Annotated in this window: 22 protein-coding genes; 9 read left to right on the forward strand and 13 right to left on the reverse strand. The window is 70.7% G+C overall.

The features are described from left to right. Positions 1-107: 107 nt before the first annotated feature. Entirely contained in the window at positions 108-680 is a 573-nt protein-coding gene (locus QSK30_RS16580; RefSeq protein WP_285503757.1) for a pentapeptide repeat-containing protein, read from the reverse strand. Between the two features lie 119 nt (positions 681-799). On the opposite strand from QSK30_RS16580, the gene QSK30_RS16585 reads away from it, so the two are divergent. The 9 genes from QSK30_RS16585 (at position 800) to QSK30_RS16625 (ending at position 13,101) form a co-directional block, all read left to right on the forward strand. Beyond that, the gene (locus QSK30_RS16585; RefSeq protein WP_285503758.1) at positions 800-2,086 is read left to right on the forward strand and encodes an MFS transporter; all 1,287 of its coding nucleotides are present in this window, start codon (positions 800-802) and stop codon (positions 2,084-2,086) included. Positions 2,087-2,088: 2 nt separating this feature from the next. Next, positions 2,089-2,748 (forward strand): response regulator transcription factor, encoded by a 660-nt coding sequence (locus tag QSK30_RS16590; protein ID WP_285503760.1) that lies wholly within the window; start codon positions 2,089-2,091, stop codon positions 2,746-2,748. A 1-nt stretch (position 2,749) separates the two neighbouring features. Beyond that, on the forward strand, positions 2,750-4,090 hold the full coding sequence (locus tag QSK30_RS16595) for a sensor histidine kinase (protein WP_285503761.1): 1,341 nt from the start codon (positions 2,750-2,752) through the stop codon (positions 4,088-4,090). A 37-nt stretch (positions 4,091-4,127) separates the two neighbouring features. Beyond that, complete coding sequence (locus tag QSK30_RS16600) at positions 4,128-5,060, forward strand: TAXI family TRAP transporter solute-binding subunit (protein WP_285503763.1); 933 nt, start codon at positions 4,128-4,130, stop codon at positions 5,058-5,060. Between the two features lie 71 nt (positions 5,061-5,131). Next, positions 5,132-5,917, forward strand: a complete 786-nt coding sequence (locus tag QSK30_RS16605) for a hypothetical protein (RefSeq protein WP_285503764.1) — start codon at positions 5,132-5,134, stop codon at positions 5,915-5,917. Beyond that, positions 5,914-6,399 carry a hypothetical protein gene (locus QSK30_RS16610; protein WP_285503765.1) on the forward strand — a complete coding sequence of 162 codons (486 nt, stop codon included), beginning with the start codon at positions 5,914-5,916 and terminating at the stop codon, positions 6,397-6,399. The genes QSK30_RS16605 and QSK30_RS16610 overlap by 4 nt, the downstream gene beginning before the upstream one ends. Positions 6,400-6,426: 27 nt before the next feature. Beyond that, positions 6,427-9,327 (forward strand): NACHT domain-containing protein, encoded by a 2,901-nt coding sequence (locus QSK30_RS16615; RefSeq protein WP_285503766.1) that lies wholly within the window; start codon positions 6,427-6,429, stop codon positions 9,325-9,327. 98 nt (positions 9,328-9,425) lie between these two features. Next, entirely contained in the window at positions 9,426-10,232 is an 807-nt protein-coding gene (locus tag QSK30_RS16620; protein ID WP_285503767.1) for a GNAT family N-acetyltransferase, read from the forward strand. Positions 10,233-10,251: 19 nt separating this feature from the next. Continuing rightward, positions 10,252-13,101, forward strand: a complete 2,850-nt coding sequence (locus tag QSK30_RS16625) for an NACHT domain-containing protein (RefSeq protein ID WP_502871843.1) — start codon at positions 10,252-10,254, stop codon at positions 13,099-13,101. On the opposite strand, the gene QSK30_RS16630 is transcribed toward QSK30_RS16625, so the two are convergent. The 12 genes from QSK30_RS16630 to QSK30_RS16685 form a co-directional block, all read right to left on the reverse strand. Beyond that, positions 13,064-13,537 carry a DnaJ family domain-containing protein gene (locus QSK30_RS16630; RefSeq protein ID WP_285503769.1) on the reverse strand — a complete coding sequence of 158 codons (474 nt, stop codon included), beginning with the start codon at positions 13,535-13,537 and terminating at the stop codon, positions 13,064-13,066. The two genes, QSK30_RS16625 and QSK30_RS16630, sit on opposite strands and share 38 nt — an antisense overlap. Positions 13,538-13,669: 132 nt before the next feature. After that, positions 13,670-13,861, reverse strand: a complete 192-nt coding sequence (locus tag QSK30_RS16635; protein ID WP_285503771.1) for a DUF397 domain-containing protein — start codon at positions 13,859-13,861, stop codon at positions 13,670-13,672. After that, positions 13,848-14,723: a helix-turn-helix domain-containing protein gene (locus tag QSK30_RS16640; RefSeq protein ID WP_285503773.1), complete on the reverse strand. Its 876-nt coding sequence runs from the start codon at positions 14,721-14,723 to the stop codon at positions 13,848-13,850. Before QSK30_RS16640 ends, QSK30_RS16635 begins: the two co-directional genes overlap by 14 nt. A gap of 54 nt (positions 14,724-14,777) precedes the next feature. After that, positions 14,778-16,106, reverse strand: a complete 1,329-nt coding sequence (locus QSK30_RS16645) for a class-II fumarase/aspartase family protein (RefSeq protein ID WP_285503774.1) — start codon at positions 16,104-16,106, stop codon at positions 14,778-14,780. A 9-nt stretch (positions 16,107-16,115) separates the two neighbouring features. After that, positions 16,116-17,903: an FAD/NAD(P)-binding protein gene (locus tag QSK30_RS16650; protein ID WP_285503775.1), complete on the reverse strand. Its 1,788-nt coding sequence runs from the start codon at positions 17,901-17,903 to the stop codon at positions 16,116-16,118. Positions 17,904-18,030: 127 nt separating this feature from the next. Then, the gene (locus QSK30_RS16655; protein ID WP_285503776.1) at positions 18,031-19,428 is read right to left on the reverse strand and encodes a condensation domain-containing protein; all 1,398 of its coding nucleotides are present in this window, start codon (positions 19,426-19,428) and stop codon (positions 18,031-18,033) included. 5 nt (positions 19,429-19,433) lie between these two features. Next, positions 19,434-20,411, reverse strand: coding sequence for an alpha-ketoacid dehydrogenase subunit beta (locus QSK30_RS16660; RefSeq protein ID WP_285503777.1), 978 nt, complete (start codon positions 20,409-20,411; stop codon positions 19,434-19,436). A 21-nt stretch (positions 20,412-20,432) separates the two neighbouring features. Beyond that, the gene (locus QSK30_RS16665; RefSeq protein ID WP_285503779.1) at positions 20,433-21,425 is read right to left on the reverse strand and encodes a thiamine pyrophosphate-dependent dehydrogenase E1 component subunit alpha; all 993 of its coding nucleotides are present in this window, start codon (positions 21,423-21,425) and stop codon (positions 20,433-20,435) included. A gap of 5 nt (positions 21,426-21,430) precedes the next feature. After that, positions 21,431-22,324, reverse strand: a complete 894-nt coding sequence (locus tag QSK30_RS16670) for an aminoacyl--tRNA ligase-related protein (RefSeq protein WP_285503781.1) — start codon at positions 22,322-22,324, stop codon at positions 21,431-21,433. Beyond that, positions 22,318-22,974, reverse strand: a complete 657-nt coding sequence (locus QSK30_RS16675; RefSeq protein WP_285503782.1) for a 4'-phosphopantetheinyl transferase family protein — start codon at positions 22,972-22,974, stop codon at positions 22,318-22,320. The genes QSK30_RS16670 and QSK30_RS16675 overlap by 7 nt, the downstream gene beginning before the upstream one ends. After that, positions 22,971-23,876 carry a hypothetical protein gene (locus tag QSK30_RS16680; protein ID WP_285503784.1) on the reverse strand — a complete coding sequence of 302 codons (906 nt, stop codon included), beginning with the start codon at positions 23,874-23,876 and terminating at the stop codon, positions 22,971-22,973. Before QSK30_RS16680 ends, QSK30_RS16675 begins: the two co-directional genes overlap by 4 nt. Further along, positions 23,876-24,193 carry a phosphopantetheine-binding protein gene (locus QSK30_RS16685; RefSeq protein ID WP_285503786.1) on the reverse strand — a complete coding sequence of 106 codons (318 nt, stop codon included), beginning with the start codon at positions 24,191-24,193 and terminating at the stop codon, positions 23,876-23,878. Before QSK30_RS16685 ends, QSK30_RS16680 begins: the two co-directional genes overlap by 1 nt.

The raw sequence follows: 24,193 nt of genomic DNA on the forward strand, positions 1-24,193 counted from the left end.
CACCTGTGTTCGCCGCTGCGGTTCCGAGTGAGGAAGAGAACTCGATCCAGCGAACTTGCTCGCAGTCTCGTCGCGGGATCGCGATCGCGGAGAAACGAGTCCTGGCCTCAGTGAGGCTGGAACCGATGCACTTCTGGCGGCACCTCCGACACGGCGAACCAGGTGTTGTCGAAGGAGACGGTCAGGTCGCCGACGTCCCAGTCGTCTGCGGTGATGGGTTGTGCGGTGAAGGTCGTCCCCGCGAAGGAAACCGGGCCCGCGAAGATCGCGTCGGAGAAGTCCGCGCTTCCCCTGAACGCCGACTCGCTGAAATCCGCTTCGGCGCGGAAGACGCACCTGCGGAAGGACGTCCGGCCGGTGAAAACCGCGGCCCGGAAGGTGGCGCGGCGGATCGTGCAGGCCTGCAGCGCGAAGTCGGGCAGGTGGGCGCCACTCAGGTCGAGGTCGATGTCCGGCCAGAACCAGGCCACCGGTTCGTGCGGGTCCACCGGGCTCAGGTGGTGGACCAGCACTCCGTGGACCACGTCGCGGTGATCCCGCGCCGTTGACCTGAGGTAGGCGCACAGCTCTTCGACGACTCGTCCGCGCAGTGTCGGATCCGCCTGCCCGAGGCGTTCGAGCGCGTACACCGCGTCCAGTGATCCGGCGTGCAGTCGGGTGGCCTGCTCGTCGATGTCCATGCCCCAGTATGGCGCCCGACTTGCCTAAGGAACTGTTAGGTTCCGCCGCCACGCCTTGTGACCACCCGCCCACCCGCCGCACTGTGGTCCCGATCACCGTGGATCACCGGGAGGGGCACATGACCACACAGCAGGCAGCACAGCGGCGGGTCGTCTCGAACATCGCCAAGGGCTCGATCGGCAACCTGATCGAGTGGTACGACTGGTACGCCTACACCGCGTTCTCCATCTACTTCGCCGCCACGTTCTTCCCCAGCGGCGACCAGACCGCGCAGTGGCTCAACACCGCCGCCGTGTTCGCGGTCGGGTTCCTGATGCGGCCGATCGGCGGGTGGCTGCTCGGCCGGTTCGCCGACCGGTTCGGCAGGCGACGGGCGCTGACGCTGTCGGTGACGCTGATGGCGTTCGGCTCGCTGCTCATCGCGGTCTGCCCGGGGTACCGGTCGATCGGCGTCCTGGCCCCGATCACCCTGGTGGCCGCCCGGCTCCTGCAGGGGCTCTCCGTCGGCGGCGAGTACGCGACCTCTGCGACCTACCTGTCGGAGATGGCCGCGAGCGGCAAGCGCGGGTTCTACTCCAGCTTCCAGTACGTCACGCTCACCGCCGGTCAGCTCATCGCGCTCGGGTTGCAGATCGTGCTGCAGAACGTGCTCACCCCGACGCAGATGTCGGACTGGGGGTGGCGGATCGCGTTCGGGGTCGGGGCGCTGGGCGCGGTCGTGGTGATGTACCTGCGCCGCACGATGGACGAGTCGCCCAGTTTCGAGGCCCAGCGGGACAACGCCGCTCGGGGCACCCTCCGCGCGCTCCTCAAGCACCCGCGTTCGTGCCTGGTGGTCGTCGGGCTCACCCTGGGCGGCACGGTCGCGTTCTACACCTACACCACCTACCTGCAGAAGTTCATGGTCAACACCAGCCACATCCCCAAGGGCACCGTCGCCTGGGTGAACTTCCTCGCGCTGGTCGTCTTCGTGGTCCTGCAACCGGTCGCGGGCGCGCTGTCGGACCGGATCGGGCGCAGGCCGCTGCTGCTGGGGTTCGGTGTGGCGGGCACGCTGCTGACCGTGCCGCTGCTGAGCACCCTCGCCGGGACCAGCGACCCGGTGCTCGCGTTCCTGCTCATGCTGGGCGCGCTGGTGATCGTCACCGGCTACACCTCGATCAACGCGGTGGTCAAGGCCGAGCTCTTCCCCGCGCAGATCCGGGCGCTGGGGGTGGGGCTGCCCTACGCGCTCACCGTGGCGATCTTCGGCGGCACGGCGGAGTACGTCGCGCTCTGGCTCAAGCAGGCGGGCCACGAGTCGACGTTCTACTACTACGTGGCGGGGTGCGTGCTGGTGTCGCTGGTGGTCTACTCCCTGATGGGCGAGACCTCGCAAGACTCACCGCTCGAGGACCGGGACTGACGATGCGCGTGCTGCTGGTCGAGGACGACGAGGGGGTGGCGGGCGCGGTCGTCGAGGTGCTGGCCGCGCACGGCCACCCGGTCGACTGGGTCACCCGGGGCTCGGACGCGCTGGTCCGGCACCGCGACGCCGATGTGGTGCTGCTCGACCTCGGGCTGCCCGACATCGACGGCCTGGACGTGCTGCGCAGGCTGCGAAAGCTCGCGCAGACCCCGGTCGTGGTGCTCACCGCGCGCGGCGACGAGCGGACCGTCGTGCGCGGTCTGCGTCTTGGCGCCGACGACTACCTGGTCAAGCCGGTGCGGATGATCGAGCTGCTGGCGCGGATCGAAGCCGTCACCCGGCGCGCGCGGGCGGGCGCGGTGGCTCGGCCGGGGGTGGTTCAGGTGGCCGACCTCGCGGTCGACCTCGACGCGCGGCGGGTGGCCGTCGGCGGCGACGCGGTGTCGTTGACGCCGCTGGAGTTCGAGATCCTGGCCGTGTTGGTCCGGCACGCCGGGGTGGCGGTGAGCAGGCAGCAGCTGCTCGACGAGGTGTGGGGCGACGCGTACCTGGCGGTGTCGCGGGCACTGGACGTGCACCTGGCCCAGCTGCGGGCGAAGCTGGGCAGACCCGGGTTGGTGCGCACCATCCGCGGTTTCGGCTTCCGGCTGGGCGACTGAGGTGCGCAGACGGCTCCTGATCGTCCTGTTGGGACTGTGCTTGGCGGCGTTGGCCGGGTTCGCCGCGCCGTTGCTGGCGAGCACGTCGGCCGAGCGCACGCAGCGGTTCGCGATCAGCCGGACGGCGGACCTGGACCGATTCGCCGAGCTCGCGGGCACCGGCGCCGACCGACTGGCCGCCGAGGTGCGCGCGCACGTCGAGCTCTACGGCGACGCCGTGGTCGTGGTGGACGCGCGCCGGGTCCCGGTGCTGGAATCCGGGGCGCGCGCCGACGAGCCCGCCGTGCGTGCGGCCTTGGACGCCGCCCTGCGCAACCAACCCGCCGCGCCGCCACCGGACGTGCGGCCGTGGTCGTCGGGACCGGTGCTGTTCGCCCGGCCGGTCGGCAGCGGCACCCGGGTGACCGGCGCCGTGGTCCTGCGCTCCACTGTAGACCGAGCGGCGGCGGACGTTGGCGCCCAGTGGGGGTTCATCCTGCTCGGGGTTGTTGGCGCTGCACTGGCATTCCTGGCCCTGGCACTGCTGTTGGCGCGCTGGGTGCTGCGCCCGGTCGCCGAACTGGAGCGCGGTGTTCGGGCGGTGGGGGGCGGCTCGCCGGGCGCGCACGTCTCGCCCGCGCTGGGACCACCGGAGCTGCGCGGGCTCGCGGGTTCGTTCAACCGGATGTCGGACGCGGTCGCCGAATCGGCCCGGGCGCAGCGGGCACTGGTGGCCGACACGTCGCACCAGCTGCGCAACCCGTTGGCGGCCTTGCGGTTGCGCATGGACTCGCTCGCCGGGCGGGTGCCCGAGTCTGCGCGGGTGACGTACGCGTCGATGGTGGCCGAGCTGGACCGGTTGGAGGCGTTGTTGGACGGGATGCTGGCACTGGCGTCGGCCGACACCGCAGCCACCGAACTGGCGGCGGGCGAGCACACGGCGGCTTCGTGCGACGGGGTGGTGGTCGTGCACGACCGGATAGATGCTTGGCTACCCGCGGCATCAGCGGCCGGTGTGTCGCTTGTGGACTATTGTGAACCCGCCGTGTTCGGTTGCGCCAGCTCGGAACTGGAGCAGATCATGGACGTGCTGCTGGACAACGCGATCAAGTACGCCCCCGGCGCGACCGTGGCGGTGACCTGCGCACCCGGCGTGATCACGGTGCGGGACAACGGGCCGGGGGTCGCGCCCGAGGACATCCCGAGGCTCACCGACCGCTTCTGGCGCGCGAGCCGGGACGGGAACGGTTCGGGCCTCGGCTTGGCCATCGCCCACCGGTTGGTGACCGCCCGCGGCGGCCGACTGGTGATCGCCAGCGACAACGGGCTCTCGGTGAGCGCGGAACTCCCGGGAGCGAACTGATGGTTGTCGGCGCGTCGGCCCTGATCGGAGGTCCACGATGAGCGCGATCTCACGACGCACGGCGTTGCTGGGGCTGCTGGCCCTGGGCGGCTGTGGCCTGCCCAGTCCACAAGCGACAGTGCGGATCGCGGCGGGCGAGACCGGCGGCTTCTACGTCGAGTTCGCCCGACTGCTGGCCGCCGAGCTGACCGCCACCGAGCCGGGCCTGCGGGTCGAGGTGGTCGAGACCCAGGGCAGCGTCATGAACATCGGCCGCGTCACCACCGGCGGCGCCGACCTGGCCCTGTGCCTCGCCGACGCCCTGGCGGCCGCCCGCGCAGGCGAGCACCCGTTCGGCACCGCGGTGCCGCTGCCCGCGCTGGGGCGGGTGTACGAGAACTACATGCAGCTCGTCGTGCGGGCCGACAGCCCGATCCGCACCTTGCCCGACCTGGCGGGGCGGGCGGTGTCCCTCGGCGCCGAGGGCTCCGGCGCCGCCCTCTTCGGCGACCGCCTCCTTAGCGCGGCGGGGGTGGCGGTGACCGTCGACCGGCACCCCTTGGCCGGCGCCGTCACCGCCCTGCGCACCGACCGGGTCGCGGCACTGCTGTGGTCCGGTGGCCTCCCTACGCCCGCCTTGGCCGACCTGGACGCGTCGATCGGCATCCGCCTGCTGGACCTGTCCCCCTACCTCACCACCCTCCGCACCCGCCACGGGGCGGTCTACGAGCAGGTCACGGTGCCTGGGCGCACCTACAGCTCCCCGGACGCGGTGACGACAATCGGCGTCCCCAACCTGTTGGTGCCCGCCCCGGATCTGCCGGACGCGGTCATCCGAGCCACCGTCCACACCCTCGTCGACCACGCCACCCGATTGGTGCCGCAGCAGGCGTTGGGAACGCAGTACTTGGACGTGCGATCACTGATCGACACCACCCCCGCTCCCCTACACCCCACCGCCGCCGAGACCTACCGCGACCTACGCGGCTAACACCCGATGCGGCACGGGCAACAAACAGGAATGCACCGATTCGGGGATTCGCCAGTCCTAAGATCAAGATCGTGTCCATTGCCGAGAACGCCGACCGACTACGGGCGGTCGCGGCCACTGTCGCGGCTATACGGGACAAGCTGACCCCGTGGTCGCGAGCGCTTGCCGAGGCGCAGCAGGTCATCGGCGGAACCCTTCAGGGAACGGCAGCGCACAGCAGGGCCAGCGGCGCGGTGGAGGCGGCGCTGAGCACCCTCGGCGAACTGCACACGGCCTTGGGCGAAGCGGCACGCCTGATCGACGAAACAGCCGACCACCACAGCAAGGGCCACCCCGGAGCGGCACCGTCAACCAGTCACTTACAGCGTCCGATCAGGGCACCTGTTTCAGCGGAGACAACCGGGAAGTCCGGACGTGCGAAGAACGCTACCCTGCCCGAGGCAGTCCGGAAACGGCTGGCTGAAGGACAGCAGTTCAATCGGGACAACTGGCACCAATACCCAACGAACGAGCTCATTTTGAACAACCGCAAAGTGCTCGACTCCTACGTACCCGACCGCGAGATCATCTCCCGAAAGCACACGCAGATAGCAAGCATCAAGGCTGCAACCTGGCAAGCATATCTAGCCGAACACGAGAACAAATACAAGCGTGGCCAGACCATCAAGGACACCCCGACTATGCGGGAGAAGTACCCCGATCTCGTGGGAGAAGAAGTCACGGGATTGCCGTACATGGAGGTCCCCGTACAGGAGGCCGACGTTCCTGATTGGGCGCTTCAGGCTGCGGCGCGCCTGGGCATTAGGATCAGGGACGTCGACGGGCGCATCTACGAACTACCGGAGGACCTGGCGTGAGCTGGACGTACTGCGAACAGTGGAACCAAGTTCTCAAGCAGCCCCTGCACCCGTTCGGCGAAGGCGAAGCGCGACGTCGGCATGGGGCCGGTGAGCTGTACACCGCGGTCGGGCAGGGCGAGGACGGGTCGACAGTCCTGGTCGAGATCCGGAGTGCGAACGGGTATGCCGCGACCCGTTTCCTGGATGACAAGGGCCGGGACGGGTTGGTCTACCTGTTCAGCCAGCAAGGCGACCGGCTTTTTCTCCGCAAGATCATGGCGCATACCTACGGCGAGGAGGCTGGCGCCCGGGGCGATATAGCACTGGTCATCGAGAGCTACACCTACACCACAGACGGGGTTGTCCGGCACAAAGTCGACGATTCCCGGCACAGTGAGCTTGCGGTGGCCGACTACGACTCGGTTGACGTCTCCTCGCATTGGGAGGACAACCCCGCCTTCGGGGAGTACGCGTCCATCTCGCGGTGGGACCGGGGCTGACGGAGCGCGCCGCCTATACTCCGTACGGTGCGCAAGCAGCCCTCCCTGACGTTCGCGGACGCCTTGCGGATCCTCGGCACGCACGAGCCCGGTCTGGTCGACCGGCTCGACCGCGCGCTCGGTGCCGGGATCCTCGGTGCGGGGGCGGTGGCCGGGTTGACCGCGATCGGCGGGCTCCCGTTGGCGCCATTGGGTTTGTTCACGCTGGTGTGGGGTTGGGTCGACCAGAAGAACGAGGCCATGGGCCTGCTGCGTGGCGTCGTGCGCGGGTTGTCCGGGCGGCTCGCGGGCAAGCGCGGCCTGGAGCGGCGGGAGCTCATCGAGGCCGCGCACAGCGTCATCGTGGTGGCGGCGTTCTTCGAGGTGCTCGAGGACGAGTTGGGGCGCACCGCCATGAAGGCGATGCTCACCGACCAGGACCGGCAGTACATCGCCACCGGTGTGTCGACCCGGGCGACGCGGGATGTGTACGACTCGCTCTACCTCGGTGCGATCGCGGCCCCGTCGCCGTCGCGTGGGTTTCGGGAGAACTACCTGCCACTGGGCTTGTGGATCGACAACACCGCGCGGCGGGCCGATCGGTTCCTGGCGGGGTTGGCGGCCTGGCGGGACAGGCCCGGACTCGCGTCGAACCGGCTCACCAACCTCGTCCTCGACCGCTACGCCACGCACTACCTCGGGTTGGCCACCAAGGTCCCCGAGTTCCTGGTGTGGAGCAGCCTCGGCGAGCACGCCGCCACCCGCACCGGTGTCGCGGCCCTGACGACCGAGCTGCGGGCGGCGTTCACCGCCCACGGCGCGGCGCTGGCCAGGACGCACGCCCTGCTGAGCGTCACCGCGGGCGCGGACCCGGCGGACCAGGAAGCGCGTTCCGCGCTGCACAAGGCGAACCACGCCGTCCTGTCGCACCCGGTCGTGCCCGGCGACGCCGACACCCACGACACCGGGATCACCTTCCCCACGGTCGAGCAGGTCTTCGTCATGCCGCGCTACCGGATCACCCGCCGGGTGGACCGGTCGCACGTGGCCGACGAGCGCTGGTGGCGGAGCGAGCCCAAGCGGGACGACCTGGACCTGGCGCTCGCCGCCCAGCTGACCGCGCCCGAGGCCACCCGGCTGCCGATGCTGGTGCTCGGCCACCCGGGCGCGGGCAAGTCCCTGCTGACCAAGGTGCTCGCCGCGCGGCTGCCCGCCGCCGAATACACCGTCGTCCGAGTGCCGCTGCGCGCGGTCAGCGCGAACGCGCCGATCATCGACCAGGTGGGGCAGGCGCTCGACCTGGCGACCCACCAGCGGATCAGCTGGCCGCGACTGGTCCGGGAGAGCGCCGACACGGTCCGCGTCGTGCTGCTCGACGGGCTCGACGAGCTGCTCCAGGCCGCCCAGCACGACCGGGGCGGCTACCTGCGGGAAGTGGCCGAGTTCCAACGGGTCGAGGCCGAGCAGGGGCACCCGGTGGTGGCCGTGGTGACCTCGCGGACGGTGGTCGCGGACCGGGTCACCACCGCGCCGGGCACCACGGTGGTGAAGCTGGAGCCGTTCGACCCGGACCAGGTCGACGCCTGGCTGGCCGCGTGGCGGGCGGCGAACGCGGGCGCCGCGGGCACGGCGCGGATGCTGACCGCGGCCGAGGCCGCGCTGCACCCGGACCTGGCCGCCCAGCCGCTGTTGCTGATGATGCTGGCCGTCTACGCGGCCGACCCGGACTCCGCGCCGCTGGACGCGCGGCTCTCGACCTGGGCGCTCTACGGCAGGCTCTTCGACAACTTCGCCCGGCGCGAGGTCCAGAAGCAGTCCCGGCGGCCGTTGCGCGGCGAACGGCTGGCCGAGGCGGTCAGGGACCAGATCTTCCGCTTGTCGGTGGCCGCGCTGGCGATGTTCAACCGCGGCGCCCAGCAGGTGCACGAGGCGGACCTGAACGCCGACCTGCGCGTGCTGGGCGGTCTCGAGCCGCACCGCGGGAGCCGGGTGCTGGGCGAGTTCTTCTTCGTGCACGCCGCCGAGGCGGTCCTGCACCAGACCGAGCGGTGCTACGAGTTCCTGCACGCCACCTTCGGCGAGTACCTGGTGGTCCAGCACGTGCTGACCGAGCTGTGCGGCCTGTCGGTCGCCGCGTACGGCGGCGAGTACGGGAATCGCAGGCCCCAAGACGACTTGCTGTTCGCCCTGCTGTCGCACCAGGTCTGGACTACCAGACAGTCCCTTGTGGACTTCGCGGGCCAGCACTTCGACGCCCTGCCCGATCCGGTCCGGATCGCGGTGCGGCGCGCCCTGGTCGAATTGGTCCGATCCCTGCGCAGCCACAAGCGCGGCGCCGACTTCGACGGCTACCGACCGACCCCGGTTGACCTCGTCCGGCAGTTGGCGGTGTACTCGGCGAACCTGGTGACCCTGCTGGTCACCTTCGGCGAGGACTTGGACCTGGTCGACATCTTCGGCGGCACGCCGGAGGAGGCGCTGCGGGCCTGGCGGTCGACGCTGGCGCTGTGGCGCACGCTGGAGGCGGGCAGCTGGCACGCCACGCTGAGCCACTTCACGGTGACCCCGGACCTGGCCATCCAGGGCGGGTTCGGCGCGGAGTGGCGGATGAGCGAGGGCTACGCCGAGCTGAGCCTGGCCAACGTCAGCAGGCGCCCCGAGCTGGCCCGCCTGCTCCGGCTGGGCATGGGGATGACCGGTGAGACCGTGCTCGACCGGCAGTACTGGGTCGAGTCCATGCTCGGCTGGATCGCCGGGCGGATGGTCGACACGCACCACCAGACCCTTGTCCCGGCGCTACCGCCTGCGGCTTCCGACGAGGACATCCAGCGCGCCGCCGCGCCCCTCTCCGCCCTCTTGGCCAGCCGGGCGGATTGGGATCTGGCGGGAGGTGACATGGAGCGGTGGCAGCGCTTCATCTGGCCGTGGACCGACAGCGACAACCCCTGATCCACCAGTGATCCCGGCAGCATCGACATCCCGGCGCAGATATCCCAGCGCGGATATCCACTTGCCGCGAGCGGACGCCCGGGCCACAGTGCGGCGTCATGGGTACTGAGTCGCCGTCGCTGTTCTGTGACATCGCGTTGGCCGAACGTGTCGAGCGGGCCGAGGCCGCGCTGATGGCGACCGCCAGTCGGGGGTTTGGCATCCCGGTCGGGGGTGGGGTGGCGACTTTCGGTGAGCCGGGTTCGCCGTTCAACAAGGTCGCGGGGCTTGTGGGGGTGCCGAGCGCGGCGGAGCTGGCCGAGGTGGAACGGGCCTTCGCGGAGCGCGGGGCGGCTGTGCAGGTCGAGTTGGCTCATGTGGCCGATCCTGCGATCGGCGCGTTGTTGACCGAGCGGGGTTATCGGCTCGTCGGGTTCGAGAACGTCCTCGGTCGCGTGCTAACCGGCACCACCGAACGCGTGAAGCCCCAGGGCGTCGAGATCCGCACCGATGACGAAGTGCAGCCCTGGATCGACGTGCAGGTGGCGGGCTTCGCCCACCCCGACACCGAGGGAACGCCGTCGCACGAGGAGTTCCCGCGCGACGTCATCGACCGCGCGATGCGCGACATGGTGGCGGCGGGCACCCGGCGCTACACGGCGAGGTTCGACGGCGTGATCGCGGGCGGCGCCAGCTTCCGTGTCACGGACGGCATCGCGCAGCTCACCGGCGCCGCCACGGCGCCGGAGTTTCGGCGGCGGGGGGTGCAGACGGCGTTGTTGTCCGCGCGCCTTGCTGACGCGGCTGAGGCGGGGTGCGATCTGGCCGTTATCACCACTCAACCGGGCTCGAAGTCGCACCAGAACGCGCAACGGCGGGGATTCGACCTGCTCTACACGCGTGCCATCCTGATCAAGACCCCCTGACTTCCGTACACTGCGCCCGGTGCGCAAGCAGCCCCCGTTGACCTTCGCCGACGCGCTCCGCATTCTCGGCAAGCACGAGCCCGGCCTGATCACCACGCTGGACAAGGCGCTGGGCGTCGGCATCCTGGGCGTCGGCGCCACCGCGGGCCTGGCCACCCTCGGCGGTGTGGCGTTGCCGCCGCTGGCGCTGTTCGTGCTGATCTGGGGTTGGGTCGACCAGAAGAACGAGGCGATGGGCCTGCTGCGCGGACTCGTGCGCGGCCTGTCGGGCAAGGTCACCGGGACGCACGGCCTGGAGCGGCGCGAGCTGATCCAGGCGGCGCACAGCACGATCGTGGTGGCCGCATTCCTGGAGGTCCTGACGGAGGAGCTGGGTCCGCGCAGGAAGCTCACCAAGCACGACCAAGAGCACATCACCACGGTGACGACGCAGCCCGCAGTGGAGTACCTGTACCGGGCGATGATCCCCGCACCCCTTGCGGCGCAGGGATTCGACGAGCAGCTCAACCAGGTCAAGCTGTGGACCCTGGTGGCGGCCGACCACACGGGCAAGTTCTTCAGCGGCCTGCCGGACCAGGACAAACCGGTCCTGGACGACGAGTTCCTGGTCCGGGTACTGGGCCGCTACGAGTCGCGGTACCTGGAGCTGGCGGCGGCGGTCCCGGAGTTCCTGATCTGGGCGGGCCTGAACGAACACGCCGCCACCCGATCGGTCATCAACGGCCTCCACGATTCGGTCCGCACCGCCTTCGAGACCCAGGGCGACGCGCTGGCCCGGTTAGAAGCCCTCCTGAGCCTGCCGCGCACAGGTGAGGCGCCCTCCCCGGACTTGATCGCCCTCCATCGCGCCAACCAAGGTGTCTTGACCCGGCCGTTCGTCCCGACGACCGAGCGTGGCGATCTTGAGGTCACGTTTCCCACGATCGAGCGAATCTTCGTCACCCCGCGATACCAGATCACCCAGCACCAGGCGACCAGCCGGTTGGCCGACGAGAACTGGTGGGACGAGCAGCCGGTCTGGCACGAGCTGGACCTGATGCTGGCCGCGTACCTGACGACCCGCGCCGCGACTCAGGCACCGATGTTGCTCCTCGGTCATCCGGGAGCGGGGAAGTCGTTGCTCACCAAGGTCTTGGCGGCTCGACTGCCCGCGGCCGAGTACACGGTCGTGCGGGTGTCGCTGCGGGATGTGCAGGCGGGTGCGCCGATCATCAACCAGGTTCAGGAAGCCCTCGACCACGCGACCAACCACCGCGTCCGCTGGACCGACCTGGTGGACCAGAGCGCCGACATGGTCCGCGTGGTGCTGCTGGACGGCCTGGACGAACTCCTCCAGGCCACACCGCACGACCGCAGCGGCTACCTCCAAGAGGTCGAGCGGTTCCAGGAGGTCGAGGCGGCACAGGAACGCCCGGTGGCGGTGATCGTCACCTCACGCACCATCGTGGCGGACCGGGTCATCGTCCCCGAGGGGGCGGTGGTGGTGAAGCTAGAGCAGTTCGACAAGCGGCAGATCGGATCGTGGCTGGAGCGCTGGCGAACGGCGAACGAGGCGGCGATCAGCAGCGGAGCGATCGGCGAGCTGAAACTGGATGGTGCGCTGCAGCACCCGCACATCGCAGGCCAACCGCTCCTACTGCTGATGCTGGCGCTCTACGCAGCCGACCCGACGTCCCCCAGACTGGACGAAGACCTGTCAACTGCCGCGCTGTATGAGCGGATCTTCGACAGTTTCGCCCGGCGCGAGGTGCTGAAACACGCCGAGCACCCGCCGCACGGAGACGCGCTGACGAAAGCGGTCGAGGACCAGATCGAACGCCTCTCGATAGCGGCCCTGGCCATGTTCAACCGAGGCTCCCAGCACGTGAGCGAAGCCGATCTGGAGGCGGACCTCAGGCACCTGTGCGCTGACCGAGCGGTGGCGGGCGAGCGGGTGCTCGGCGAGTTCTTCTTCGTGCACGCACCGGAAGCGATCGAGCGGGTCAAGGTCCGCTCATACGAGTTCCTGCACGCTACCTTCGGCGAGTACCTCGTGGCCAGGTACGTGGTGCACGAGCTCCGCCGCGTCGCTCTGGCCGCGCGATACAACCGGGACGGCGCCAACGATGATCGATTGTTCGCCTTGCTCTCACACCAGGTGTGGGCGCTACGGACGGAGATCGCCCTTTTTGCCCACCACATCCTGCAGACCTTGCCGGGTGAACTCGGACTCCTCCGAACGATTCTGGCCGAACTGGCACGCACTTTCCGAGCCAGGCGGCGGTTCTCGACGTTGGAGGCGTATCGCCCGACCCCCGTGGACACCGTACGCGCACAGGCCGTGTACTCGGCGAACCTGGTGCTCCTGGCCACAGCGGGTGCTCGCCAGAGTCCCCAGGAGATACTCGGCGACACGCCGGATGAGGCGCTATCAGCGTGGCGGTCGGCCATCGCGCTGTGGCGAACCCTGGAAGTCGGCGAGTGGAGCACGATTGTCATTGCCCTGATGGTATCCACGTCTCATGGGCAGCACGGCGGGCTCATATCGTTCGGCGATGATTCGGCGGAATACTACGCTGCGGTGTTGGCGCAGGACGTGGTTCTGGCCGGAAGGCACGCCTATGCACTCGGATTCGGCGGCGAGATAACGTTGTTCCACCCGAACACGCGGGAGTTCGTACTGGGTCAGATCAGCGGAAGGTTGTTGGGCAAGCACGCTGTCGTGGACCTGCTCGGCCCGGCCGACCAAGTGGGCGTCGAGGGGTTGGCTGACATCGCCGAGGCACTGCGGCTGTTGCTTCGGGTGCGGTTTGATGATCTGACGCCCGAAGAAGCCGAGGAGTACCGAGCGTTCATCGTGAAGTACGGCGGCGCCACCAGCGGGGCTTGACCTCTGGCCCCGGTTCCGGGGTGGGTGGTGGGGACGGGCGGACGCGCGTGGTGTGCCAGTGGTCCACTATGGACTGCTCGTCCACGAAGCGGACCTGGAAGTGGGTGTCGGTGCCTGAGCGCATCCACTTCTCTATGCGGGTGTTCAGGTCCGCGACTGTGTCGCGGACCTGCTGTTCGGTGGGGGCTGTCCGGACGGCCTCGGGGAGGCGTTCTGCTTCCTTGCGTAGGCGTAGGGCTTCCGGGAGGAGGGCCTCGGCGGACAGGCCCTCTTTGCGGAGGTAGTCGGCTAGCCAGGTTTCGTTGTCCGGGTGCAGGTTGGTGAGGGGTTTCCCGGTGCCGGGTAGGTTGTCGAACTCGCCTCGGTCGGCGGCGGCTCGGATCTGGGACTCGACCCAGGACTCGACACTGACGCCGCGGGGTTTGCGCTTGGTCATCGGGACCACCTCCGCCTCCCACGATAGGCGAGGCGCGGCCGACGGGTGGCCAGGGAGCGGGCTCGGCGGGCATGGTGGCAGCCCGTTCGGCTCGGGTGTCAGCCGAACGAGCTCATCACCGACGCCGCGTGGTCAGAGTTCGGCGAGGAAGGACCGCCAGTCGGAGGTCGAGAAGGCCAAGGTGGGCCCCGCGCTGAACTTGGAGTCGCGCACGGCCACCTCCGCAGGGCGGGCCGCTACCTCGACGCAGTCGCCGTTGGCGGTGCTGAAGCTGCTCTTGCGCCAGACGACACCGGCAGGCTCCATCGGCTCAGACCCGTTCATCGTGCTCCTCCTGATCGGGGTACAGCTCGGTTGCCAGGCCGGCAATCAGCTCCCTCGATTGTCCCTCATCGAGCGCGGTGTCGGCCAACGCGACCAAGATCGAGCGGTAGGCGGCGATCTCCTCCGACCGCTCCAGGAAGGTGCAGGACGTCTCGCTCTCCAGGAAGACGATCGGTTTGATGCCCGCGAAGTCCATCAGGCGGAAGGGTCCGGCGGTACCCGCGTGCGCCCCGTGGCGCGCCTGCAAGACCCGGATGCTGATGTACCTGCGCACCGACAGCCGCAGGAGTTCGTGCAACTGGGCGGACATGACAGCGGGACCGCCCACCTCGAGCCGCAGGGCGAGCTCGTGGATGTAGAACACGCAGTCCGGCGGCGGGGAGGCCGAGATCAGCCGCTGCCGGGCCAGCTTGGCCTCGACTCGGTCCTCCACCTCGTGCGCGGGCACGTTCACGGTGCACCGGATGATCTCCCGAGCGTACTCGGCGGTCTGCATCAGCCCGGGGATCAGGTGAACCTCGAACTGCGAGATGGCCACCGCCTGTTCCTCGTGGTCGATCAGCGTCCTGAGCTGCTTGGGGAGCCGGGAGCCGTGTTGTTGGAGCCAGCCTCTGGCGTCCCGTTCCCGGCACAGGTCGAGCAGCCGGTCGCGTTCGGCGCCCGCTACCCCGCACACGCCGAGGAAGGTGGCGACGTCCACCTCGGTCACGCCCCGGTTGCCGACGAACATCCTCGACACCTTGCTCGTCGACCACCCCAGCCTGGCCGCCATCTGCTTACCGTTGATACCCGCGCCGACCATGGCCAACCGCAGTCCCTCGCCCAGTTCGCGACTGCGGATTGTGGGCTCCCTGTAGTCCATGCGCCAGTGATACCGATTGACCGGCGGGCGAGGGGACCGAACCACCCGATCGGGCTACGGCACCAGCGCCTGGTAACGGGTCAGGGCCCGGTCCACCAACGCATCCGCCGACCCCAGGTAGCCCGCCGGGTCCAGTAGCGCCTCTACATCGACCGAGGCCAGTTCCGGTGCGGCGCGCAGGGCGTCGGCGAACGACGGCTCACGGGACAACCTGGCCAGCAGTTTCTTCGCCTCGGCCTTTCCCAGTACCGGGGCCAGAGCCACGTTCAGGCGCTCCGATACGATCGTGCCGCCGGTCAGCTCCACGTTGGCGCGCAACCGGTCCGGGAACACCTCCAAGCCCGAGGCCAGCTCGGCCGCCGTGTGCGCGGCGCCGCCGATCAACCTGAGGCACTCGCGCAGGGGTTGCCATTCGGCGTGCCAAGCGCCGGGGGCGCGTTCGTCCTCGGCGAGCATCGACTGCGCCAACACCGTGGCGTACAACGGAACCTGGCGCGCGGCCGACATGATCAACGTGGCCAGCACGGGGTTGCGCTTCTGCGGCATCGCCGAGGACACGCCTCGCCCCTCCGCGCTCGGCTCCACCACCTCGGCGACCTCGGTGCGGGACATTCCCTGTACGTCCAAAGCGAACTTCCCCAACGCGCCGGTCACCAACGACGCGGCCGCGCCGATCTCCAGGAACGGCGTGCGCAGGGCGTGCCACGGCACCGGCGCCTCTGGCAAACCCAGCTCGCGGGCGAACTCCGCGCTCAACGCCATGCCGTGGTCCACCGCGCCCGCATATTCCACATAGGACGCGAGAGTCCCGGCCGCACCGCCGAGCTGGGCGGGGAGAACCACGGAACGCAAGCGCTCCACCGCGTCCAGCACCAGTGAGAGCCAGCCTGCCGCTTTCAACCCGAAGGTCACCGGGACGGCGTGCTGGGTCAGCGTGCGACCGGCCATCACCGAGCCGCGGTGCGCGTCGGCCAGGGAGGCGAGTGCGGCGGCCGTGCGGAGCAGGTCGCGGGTGACGACCGCGAACACCCGTTGGGTCAACAACATCGCCGCCGAGTCCAAGATGTCCTGACTGGTGCCGCCGCGGTGGACGTACTCCGCGGCCTCGCCCGGCACGCACGCCGTGAACGCGGTCACGAACGCCACCACCGGGTTCGCCCCGCCACGGGAGCGGACGGCCAGGTCGACCACGTCCAGCGACACCGCTGCCGAGGCGATGGCCTCCGCCGCCGACGCCGGGATCACGCCCAGCCGGGCCTGCGCCCGCGCCAGCGCGATCTCGACGGTGACCATCGCGGCCACCCACGCCTCGTCGGTCACCAGGTCGGCGGCCTCGGTGCCCGCCCACACGGGCGCGAGCAGGCCGCTGTCGGTTCCGGTCACGGGTCTCCTCTAGGCGGGACGGGCAAGCACACCGGCGGTCGCACTGGTTGTCACCGCCAGCGCCGCCCGGGCGATGGCGTCCGCGTCGGCGAGGATCACCGAGTTGACGCCGGGGCGGATGCCCGCGGCGGTGACCCAGTGCACCGACTCGGTGGGAACACCGTAGCCGAAGCGCCGCGGGTGGGGCCGACCGTCGGCGTCGACCAGGCGGTACGGCCGTTCGGTCACCGCCATCCCACCGGTCTCGACCGCGCCCGGCAGCCGGTAGGGCGCGCACTCCCCCGCCGCGCGCAGCCCGGAGATCAGCGGGTCGGTGGTGCGGCGGATGTCCACTTCGGGCAGTCGGGCCTCCACCAGCGCCCGCACGGTGACCGCCGATCCGGCGACCACGGGCGAGCTGACCACGAAGCCGTCGGTGCCGCGCTCGACCCGCATACCGGGACCGACCACGCGGACGACGTCGGCCTCGACGAGGGCGATCAGCTCGGCCACCCGGCGGACGGGCGGGCCGATGGACAGGTACGCGTTGAGCGGGGTGTACCAACCGTCGAGGTCGGCGCGGTAGGAGGCACCGGTGACGCCGCCGTGGTCCACGGCGAGGCGGATCTCGTTGCGCAGGTCGCGCAGCACGTCGAGTGCGGCTTTCACCGGGTCGCTGACGTTGCCGCCCAACGCCTGCCGCACGTCTTCCCGCAGCAGGTCGAGGAGCCAGTCGTGGAACGCCGCGGGCGAGTCGAAGGACCGGTCGCCGTGCGGGCAGGCGATCCGGTCCCAGTCCCAGCGCAGCTCCGGCGGGACGTCGTCGGGACCGCGTCCCAGCGCCGTGTAGTAGACGTGCTCCACCTCGGCGGCGACCAGCGGCCAGATGTCCCGGCGGAAGGACACCGGCGGCCCGGACCGCAGCCGGGCGATCACCGCCTCGGTCAGGAACAGCGGCTCGTGCCTACCGAAAGCACCCTTCTCGTTCTCCCCGCGCGAGTGATAGGGCACCCCGCGCCGGGAACCTGTGATGATCACCGGCTCGCGGCCGGACGCCAGGTAGGCCAGCGACCCGTCCGAGCGCTCCTTGAACCGCCCGCCCCGGTCGACGGTCAGCAGCGCTAAGTGGTCGAAGAACGCCAGCCCCATCCCCCGCACGGCCACCGGCTCACCCGGGGCGAGCGCCTCGAGGTCGACCTCGGCGGGGTTGGCGGGCGGCCAGTAGGCGAGGCCCAGCGAGTTCGCGAAGGCCAGGAGTGAGTGGTCGACCGCGCACAGCGGCATGTCCACGTGTCCCTGCGCCAAGATGACAGCCTCGAGATCGGCCAGCACCGTGTGGTCGGCCAGGGTCACGACCTGGGCGCCGTCGTCGGCCTCGGTGAGCGAGACGGCCAGCTGCCGGTGCAGCACCACCTCGACGCCCGGGGTGCGGCGGATCCGGTCTAGCACCCAGTCGAGGTAGTGGCCGTAGAAAGCCCTGGTGGGATAGGAGTTCGGGGTCAGCGCCGACGCCTCGGCGACGATCTCCGCCGGGTACCCGGCGGGCAGCGCGCGGGCCCACTCGTACAGGCTCGGTCCCGGCACGATCGGGCCGGCGCACACCACGCTGGCGTCGGTGAACATCGACACCTGCGAGGCGATGGTGTTCATCAGCAACGACGCGGGCTGGGCGGTCGACCACACCCGGCCGCCGCGCCGGACGAACGGGTCGACCAGGTGGACCACCAGCGGGCCGTCGGCGTTGGCGCACAGCCGTTCGACGACGCTGAGGCCGCGCGGTCCCGCGCCGACGACGCACACCGCCCGGACCCGGTGCATTGGTGACTCCCCCCGAAGGCTGGCAGATTGGAGGAGTGCGGGGGCGGTTGTGGCCCGCCCCCGCACACCTGATGTCCCCCGCGCGGGAAGGGGTCACCGCGCGGTCACCGGAGTCACTTGATCTCGATCATGCGGCACCCCCCTCGACAGATTCCGCCTGGACTCCGACGGTCGCCGGAAACCTGGACTCGACGGGCACGCCGGTGGGCGCGCCGGGGTCGAGGGCGGCGGACACCGCGACGGACTCGACGGCCCGGACGACGGCCTCCGTCTCCGCGGCGCCGAAGTATCGGGTGTCGACGGACATGACCAGCTCGACCGTGTCGGCCGGGTCGTCGACGTTGAGGTAGAGCTTCTGCCGCGGCAGCCCGGGCCCGTCCTCCCAGCGCAGCGCGGACCGGTCGAGCGCGGCGAACAGCTCCGCCTCGGTCGGCTCGGCCGCCGCGGCGGGGACGCGGTCGGACTTGCGGCGGTCGTTGAAGAAGCAGGAGAAGTCGACCGGCTCACCGCGCTCGGCCACCACCCGGTCGACCACCTCGTCCTGGGCGTCCGGGTCGTAGTAGGCGTGCTTGTAGGCGTTCATCGTGCTGCGCGCGGCCCGGGCGACGGCCTCGCCGAGGGTGGTGCCCGCGACGTCGATCAGGTACGGGCTGATCTGCACGACCGAGCTCACCGAGTCGGCGAACCCGGGCCGGAAGCGGTTGCTCACCATCAGCATCGCCAGGACCGGGTTGCTCGCCCCGCACCGGGCCAGCGCCACCGCGAAGCAGGCCAGCAGCACCGGCGAGGTGCTGGTCCCGGCGCGCCGGGCGACCGCGTCGGTGGCCAGCCGCAGGGCGGGTGAGCGGTAGCGGACCTGGCGGAACTCGGGGACGCCGTCGCGCTTGGGCGGTCCGAAGCGGCTGGGCGAGGCGGTGCGCAGGACGTGGTCGAGGTAGCGCAGCGAGGCCGCGGACTGGCGCAGTGCGGCGGGTTGTTGCTGCTGCCTGGCCTGTTCCAGCGGCGGCAGCGCGGTGACCGGGGTCAGCTCGGTGTTGGCCTGGCCGAACTCGGCGACCAGCACGTCGAGCCCGCCCGCGTCCAGCGAGAGGTGCAGGTAGACCGCGACCATGTGCGTGACTTCGCCGTCGCGGCGCACCACGCCCATCCGAATCGGCCACTCGCGTTCGTAGTCGAACGGCACGGACGCGTAGCGTTCCCGCAGGTCAGCGGCCACGACGGCCGGGTCGGCGGCGCCCGCGTCGACGATCTCCAGCGGTACCTCGCCCGAGTCGGACAGGCACTGCCGGGGCCGGCCCTCGGTGAACACCAGGCGGGTGCGTAGCGCCTGGTGCCTGCCGACGACCGCGGCCAGCGCGGTCGCCGCCTGCTCGACGGTGCTGCCGGGCGGGAGCGGGGTGCTCCCACCCACGGTCCGGGACTCGCCGGACCGCGCGAGGGCCTGCCAGATGCCGATCTGGCCCCACGTCAGGTCGGCCTCGCCGCTGCCCTCCCCCTGGAAGGGGATGAGTAATCGCTCGCTCACCGCGGTCACCAGCCCGGGCTCTTGAGCACCGCGCGGACCGCCTCGGCCAGCTGCGCCCGGGTCGGCTGCAGCGCGACGTCGAGCTCGGGGACCGCGCCGACGATCGCGCCGTCGGGCCGGGTGACCCGCTTGGGCGGCGCGGTCAGGCGCATCTCCTCGGCGGCGGTGGCCAAGATCTCCGCGCCCATGCCGCAGGCGCGGTTGGAGTCGTCGAAGACCACCAGCCGCCCGGTGCGGGCGACCGACTCGGCCAAGCCCGCCCAGTCGAACGGGTAGACCGAGCGCGGGTCCCACACCTCGACCGAGGCCTCCTCGGCCAGTTCCTCCGCCACGGCAAGGGCTTCGTGCACCAGATGTCCCAACGCGACTACCGTGACGTCGGTGCCCGGGCGGTGGACCCGGCCGCTGCCGAGCGGGATCGGGCCGAGGTCGGCGTAGTCGACGTCGGCGCGGACGCCGAGCGCGGCCAGCGGGCCGAGCACGACCACCGGGTCGTCGTCGCGGATGGCCGTGGTGAGCAGGCCGTAGGCGTCGGCGGGGGTGGCGGGCAGGACGGTCTTGACGCCCATGTGCGCGAACAGGCTGTAGACCTGGTCGGAGTGCTGCGCGCCCCAGCCCGCGCGCCAGCCCGCGGCCGGGCACAGGTAGGTCACCGGGACGCTGCGCTGACCGCCGCTCATCAGCAGGAACTTGTTGGCCTGGTTGGTGATCTGCTCGAACACCAGCAGCAGCAGGAACGGGATCTGGAACTCGACCACCGGCCGCCGACCGGCCAGCGCGGCGCCGGTGGCGAAGTTGGTGAAGCCCTGCTCGGTGAGCGGCACCTCGACCACCCGGTCCGGGCCGAACCGGTCCAGGAACCCGGCGGTGACGTTGGTCAGCGCGTGGTTCATGTCCTCGCCGAGCACGAACACCGACTCGTCCCGGTCCATCTCGTCGCCGAGGGCGCGGTGCAGCGCCTTCAGGTAGGACAGTCTGGGCATGTGCTCACCCCTTTCCGGTGATCAGAGGGACACTCCCGCGCGGGGGCGGAAGCCGTCGGCGTACATGAACTCCTGCGCGTCGGCCGGGTCGGGCCGCGGGCTCTCGACCGCGAACCGGACGACCTCGTCGAGCTGCCGCTCGACCTCGTCGTCGATCCCCTGGCGCACAACGGGATCCACGCGCTCGGCCTGGATGTCGAGTGGGTCCCGCCGCTTCCAGGCGTCGACCTCGGCCCGCTCGCGGTAGCTGAGCCGGGCCTTGAGCTCGAAGGTGTGGTGGCCGTGGTAGCGGTAGGTGCGCATCTCCAGCAGCGAGGGACCGCCGCCGGACCGCGCACGATCAACGGCCTGCTGTACCGCAGCGTACACGGTTTCCGCGTCTTGTCCATCCACTGTGGAGGAGGGGATCCCGAACGCCGCGCCGCGCCCGGTGATCGTGCCCGCGACGGCCGTCTCCACCGGAAGGGTTGTGGCGTAGAGGTTGTTCTCGCAGATGTAGACGACCGGCAGCTTCCAGAGCCCGGCCAGGTTGAAGCCCTCCAGCAGCGCGCCCTGGGTCACCGCGCCGTCGCCGAAGAAGCTCAGCACGACCTTCGGCTCACCCGCTCTGACCGCCGCCCAGGCGATCCCGGCCGCGATGCCCGCACCGTGCCCGACCGTGCCGGTGGCGTTGTAGACCCCCGCGGTGAAGTCCGACGGGTGGAACGAGCCGCCCCGGCCACCGTCGATCCCGGTGGCGCGCCCGGCCATCTCGGCCAGGACCCGGCCCGGGTCGCAGCCCTTGGCCAGCAGGTGGCCGTGACCCCGGTGGCTGGAAAGGACTATGTCGTCGGGTTCCAGGGTGGCGCAGGCCCCGACCGCCACCGCCTCCTGCCCGATGCACGGGTGGATGCCGCTGACGATCTCGCCAGACTGGACCAGCTCGATCGACCGCTCCTCGAACCGCCTGATGAACCGGATCCTCCGGTACAGCTCGACACCGTCCGGGCCGGCTGAACCATCCACTGTGGACATACCGCTCACTCCCCGAACGCCGCGAGCACGGAGTCCGGCCAGCGGGTGGAGTCCGCGCCGTGCCGGTTGATCAGCGCCAGCGCCAGTCGCTCCAGGCCGAACGCGACGCACGAGGTGTGCGCGGTCTCGCCGCCCGCGGTGATCTCGAAGGTCTCGCCGAAGTGCTCCTTGTGGTAGTTCGCCGAGGCCACCGCCTGCACCTGGCCGTCGGCGACCGGCACCTTGAGCTCCCACTTGAGCTCCTGCATCCGTTGCGCCGCCTGGAAGAGCTTGCGCCCCGGGCCGAAGAACGGGTCGTCGGCCACCTCGACCGACACCTCCAGACCCAGCTCGGTGAACCAGCCCTCGACCTGCTCCAGCCGGGCGGCGCGCCACTTCAGGCAGTGCTCGTCGGTGGCGACGGTGACCAGCTCCAGCATCCGGAACGAGCGCAGCCGTCCGGGCTCGGCGGTCGCCTCCTGCCGGAAGCAGGTGCCCTCCACGGTCACCTTCGCCGGGTCGGTCAGGCTCCGGCCGGCCAGCGTGGCGTAGACCGGGTAGCAGGCGGCGGGCAGCAGGACCAGGTCGCCGATCGCTTGCTGGGCATGCCATTCGCCACCCTCGGCGACCAGCGGCTTGAGCCGGGCCCAGCCCGACGGGGTGCCCGCGTACCCGTGCACGGTGCCCAGCAGGTTGGGGAACGCCTCCACGTAACCGGCCCGCTCGATGGTCGCCCGGGAGATGACCGGCGGGATCACCAGCCGGTCGAACGGCTCGTCGGCGGCCAGCGCCGCGACCCCCGAGCGCAGCAGGGCGACGACCCGCTCGAAACCGGCCGGGGACAGGTAGACCCCGGGCACACCCGTGGCCACCGGCAACCCGTCGCCGCCGGGGAACGCCCCGGCCACCGTCTCTACCATGGCGCCACCTCTTCCAGTCCACACCAGCGGTGCTCGCGCACCTCGAAGTCCTCGGTCCCGGCCAACGCCACCGCGGCCAGGTAGCCGCGCGGCGCCGGGATGTCACGCACCCGGTAAGGCCCATCTGCTTGCCACACAACGGTTCTGTCGTGCACGGGCAGGCGCAGGCCGGGGAACAGCCGCCCACCCGCCGCCTTCACACACGCTTCCTTGCGCGCCAACAAACCGGTGAAGCGCGCGGGCGACCCCCCGACGTGCCGGGCCTCGTCGGCGGGGTAGAACCGGGTGGCCGCGCGCGGGATGTCCAGCCCGTCGTCCACCCACTGCAGATCGACACCGACCGCACGGCGGTCCGCGCAGGCCACCATGGCTAGCCCGAACGAACGGGTCAGGCTCATCCGCAGGCCATCGACCTCAGGCTTGCCGTGCCGCCCGATCGTCCAGCGCACCCGGGCGGGCTCGATCCCCAGGGCCCGCCCGACGATGGCGCGGGCGGCACCGTGCGCGGCGATGTACTCGCGGCGCTGCCGCGCGCCCATCTCCGCCGCCTTGGCGCGCTCGCCAGGGTCGAGGGTGGCGGCGAGCCGGTCGAGCTCCGGCGCGGGGAGCGCGGAGTCGACCAGCCAGACGCGCACGGTGTCGGGGCTCATCCGGCCACCAGCGAACGGTCGGCCCCATGGTTCACGGTGTCGGCCGCACTGTCCACTATGTCCTTCTGATAGTCCACCGCGTCCTTTTCATAGTCCACAGTGGAGAAGCAGAGGTAGCCGAGCGCGGGTTCGTAGTCCGCCACCAGGACGACGCCGTCCCGCGGCAGCTGGGCCAGCTCCCACCACACTCCGGTGTACGGCTGCCCGGGAGCGGCCACGACGTCGGCGACGCCGGGCGCCGCCTCGGCCAGTCTGCTCGAGGCGATCACCGTTCCGCCCGCGGCGCGGGCGGCCTCGGCGAACAACCCGGGCACCCGCTTGGCGTCCACGCCCGTGTGCTGCCGGACCGCCACCGGGCCGCCGGTCGCGGACTCGAACTTGAGCGCTACGGCGGTGTGCCGGTCGGGCACCGGCGCCGGTTCGGTCAACTCGTAGTGCAGCGCGGACTGCTCCACCACGAAGACCAGCGCCCGCCCGCGGGACCCCGAGCCGAGGTAGGACTGGGTGAGCCGGAGCGCGGTGAACGCCGCCGCGCTCCCCTGGTCGCACACCGCGAACGCCACCGGCGTGCCTGGGCACAGGTCGCTCAGGTAGGCCGCGGTCGACCGTGCCAACCGCAGGTCGTGCATGGCGAAGACCAGCACCAGCAGGTCGACCGGCTCGTCCGGCGCGGTGATCGAGGGCAGCAGCGCCTCGGCCATCTCGCCGAACGAGTGACCGGCGCCCGTGGTGAGCAGGTCCTCGCGCAAGGCGTTGCCGTACTGGCGGACGAGGTCGACCAGGAACGGCCGCAGCGCCGGGTCCAGCGCGGTGGCGGAGGTCTCGTCGAACACCCGGGCCACCGCGGCGCGCAGGCGCGCGGGTGGGCCGGGGTCGGTGCCGGGTGGGCCCGCGACGAACATCACTCGTCCGCGACGGTGTGCGCGGCGATGTAGGCCGCCAGGGTGCCGACCGTCTCCAGGTCGCCCTGGTCGATCTCCTCCACGTCGATCTGGATCTCCAGCTCGTCCTCGAGCTCGAGCAGCAGCTCCAGCGTGCTCGCCGAGCTGAGGCCCAGCCCGGTGAACAGCCTGGTGTCGCGGGTCAGCTCGGGCACCTCCCGCTTGAGCACCCTGGGCAGCAGCTCGCCCATGCTCGCCACCACCCGCTCGCGCAGCTCGGCGGTCGAGTCGTCCTCCACGGCCACAGCCACCGCGACGGCGCCCTCATCGACAGTCAT

The sequence above is a fragment of the Actinokineospora sp. NBRC 105648 genome, assembly GCF_030269645.1.
Lineage (GTDB): Bacteria > Actinomycetota > Actinomycetes > Mycobacteriales > Pseudonocardiaceae > Actinokineospora.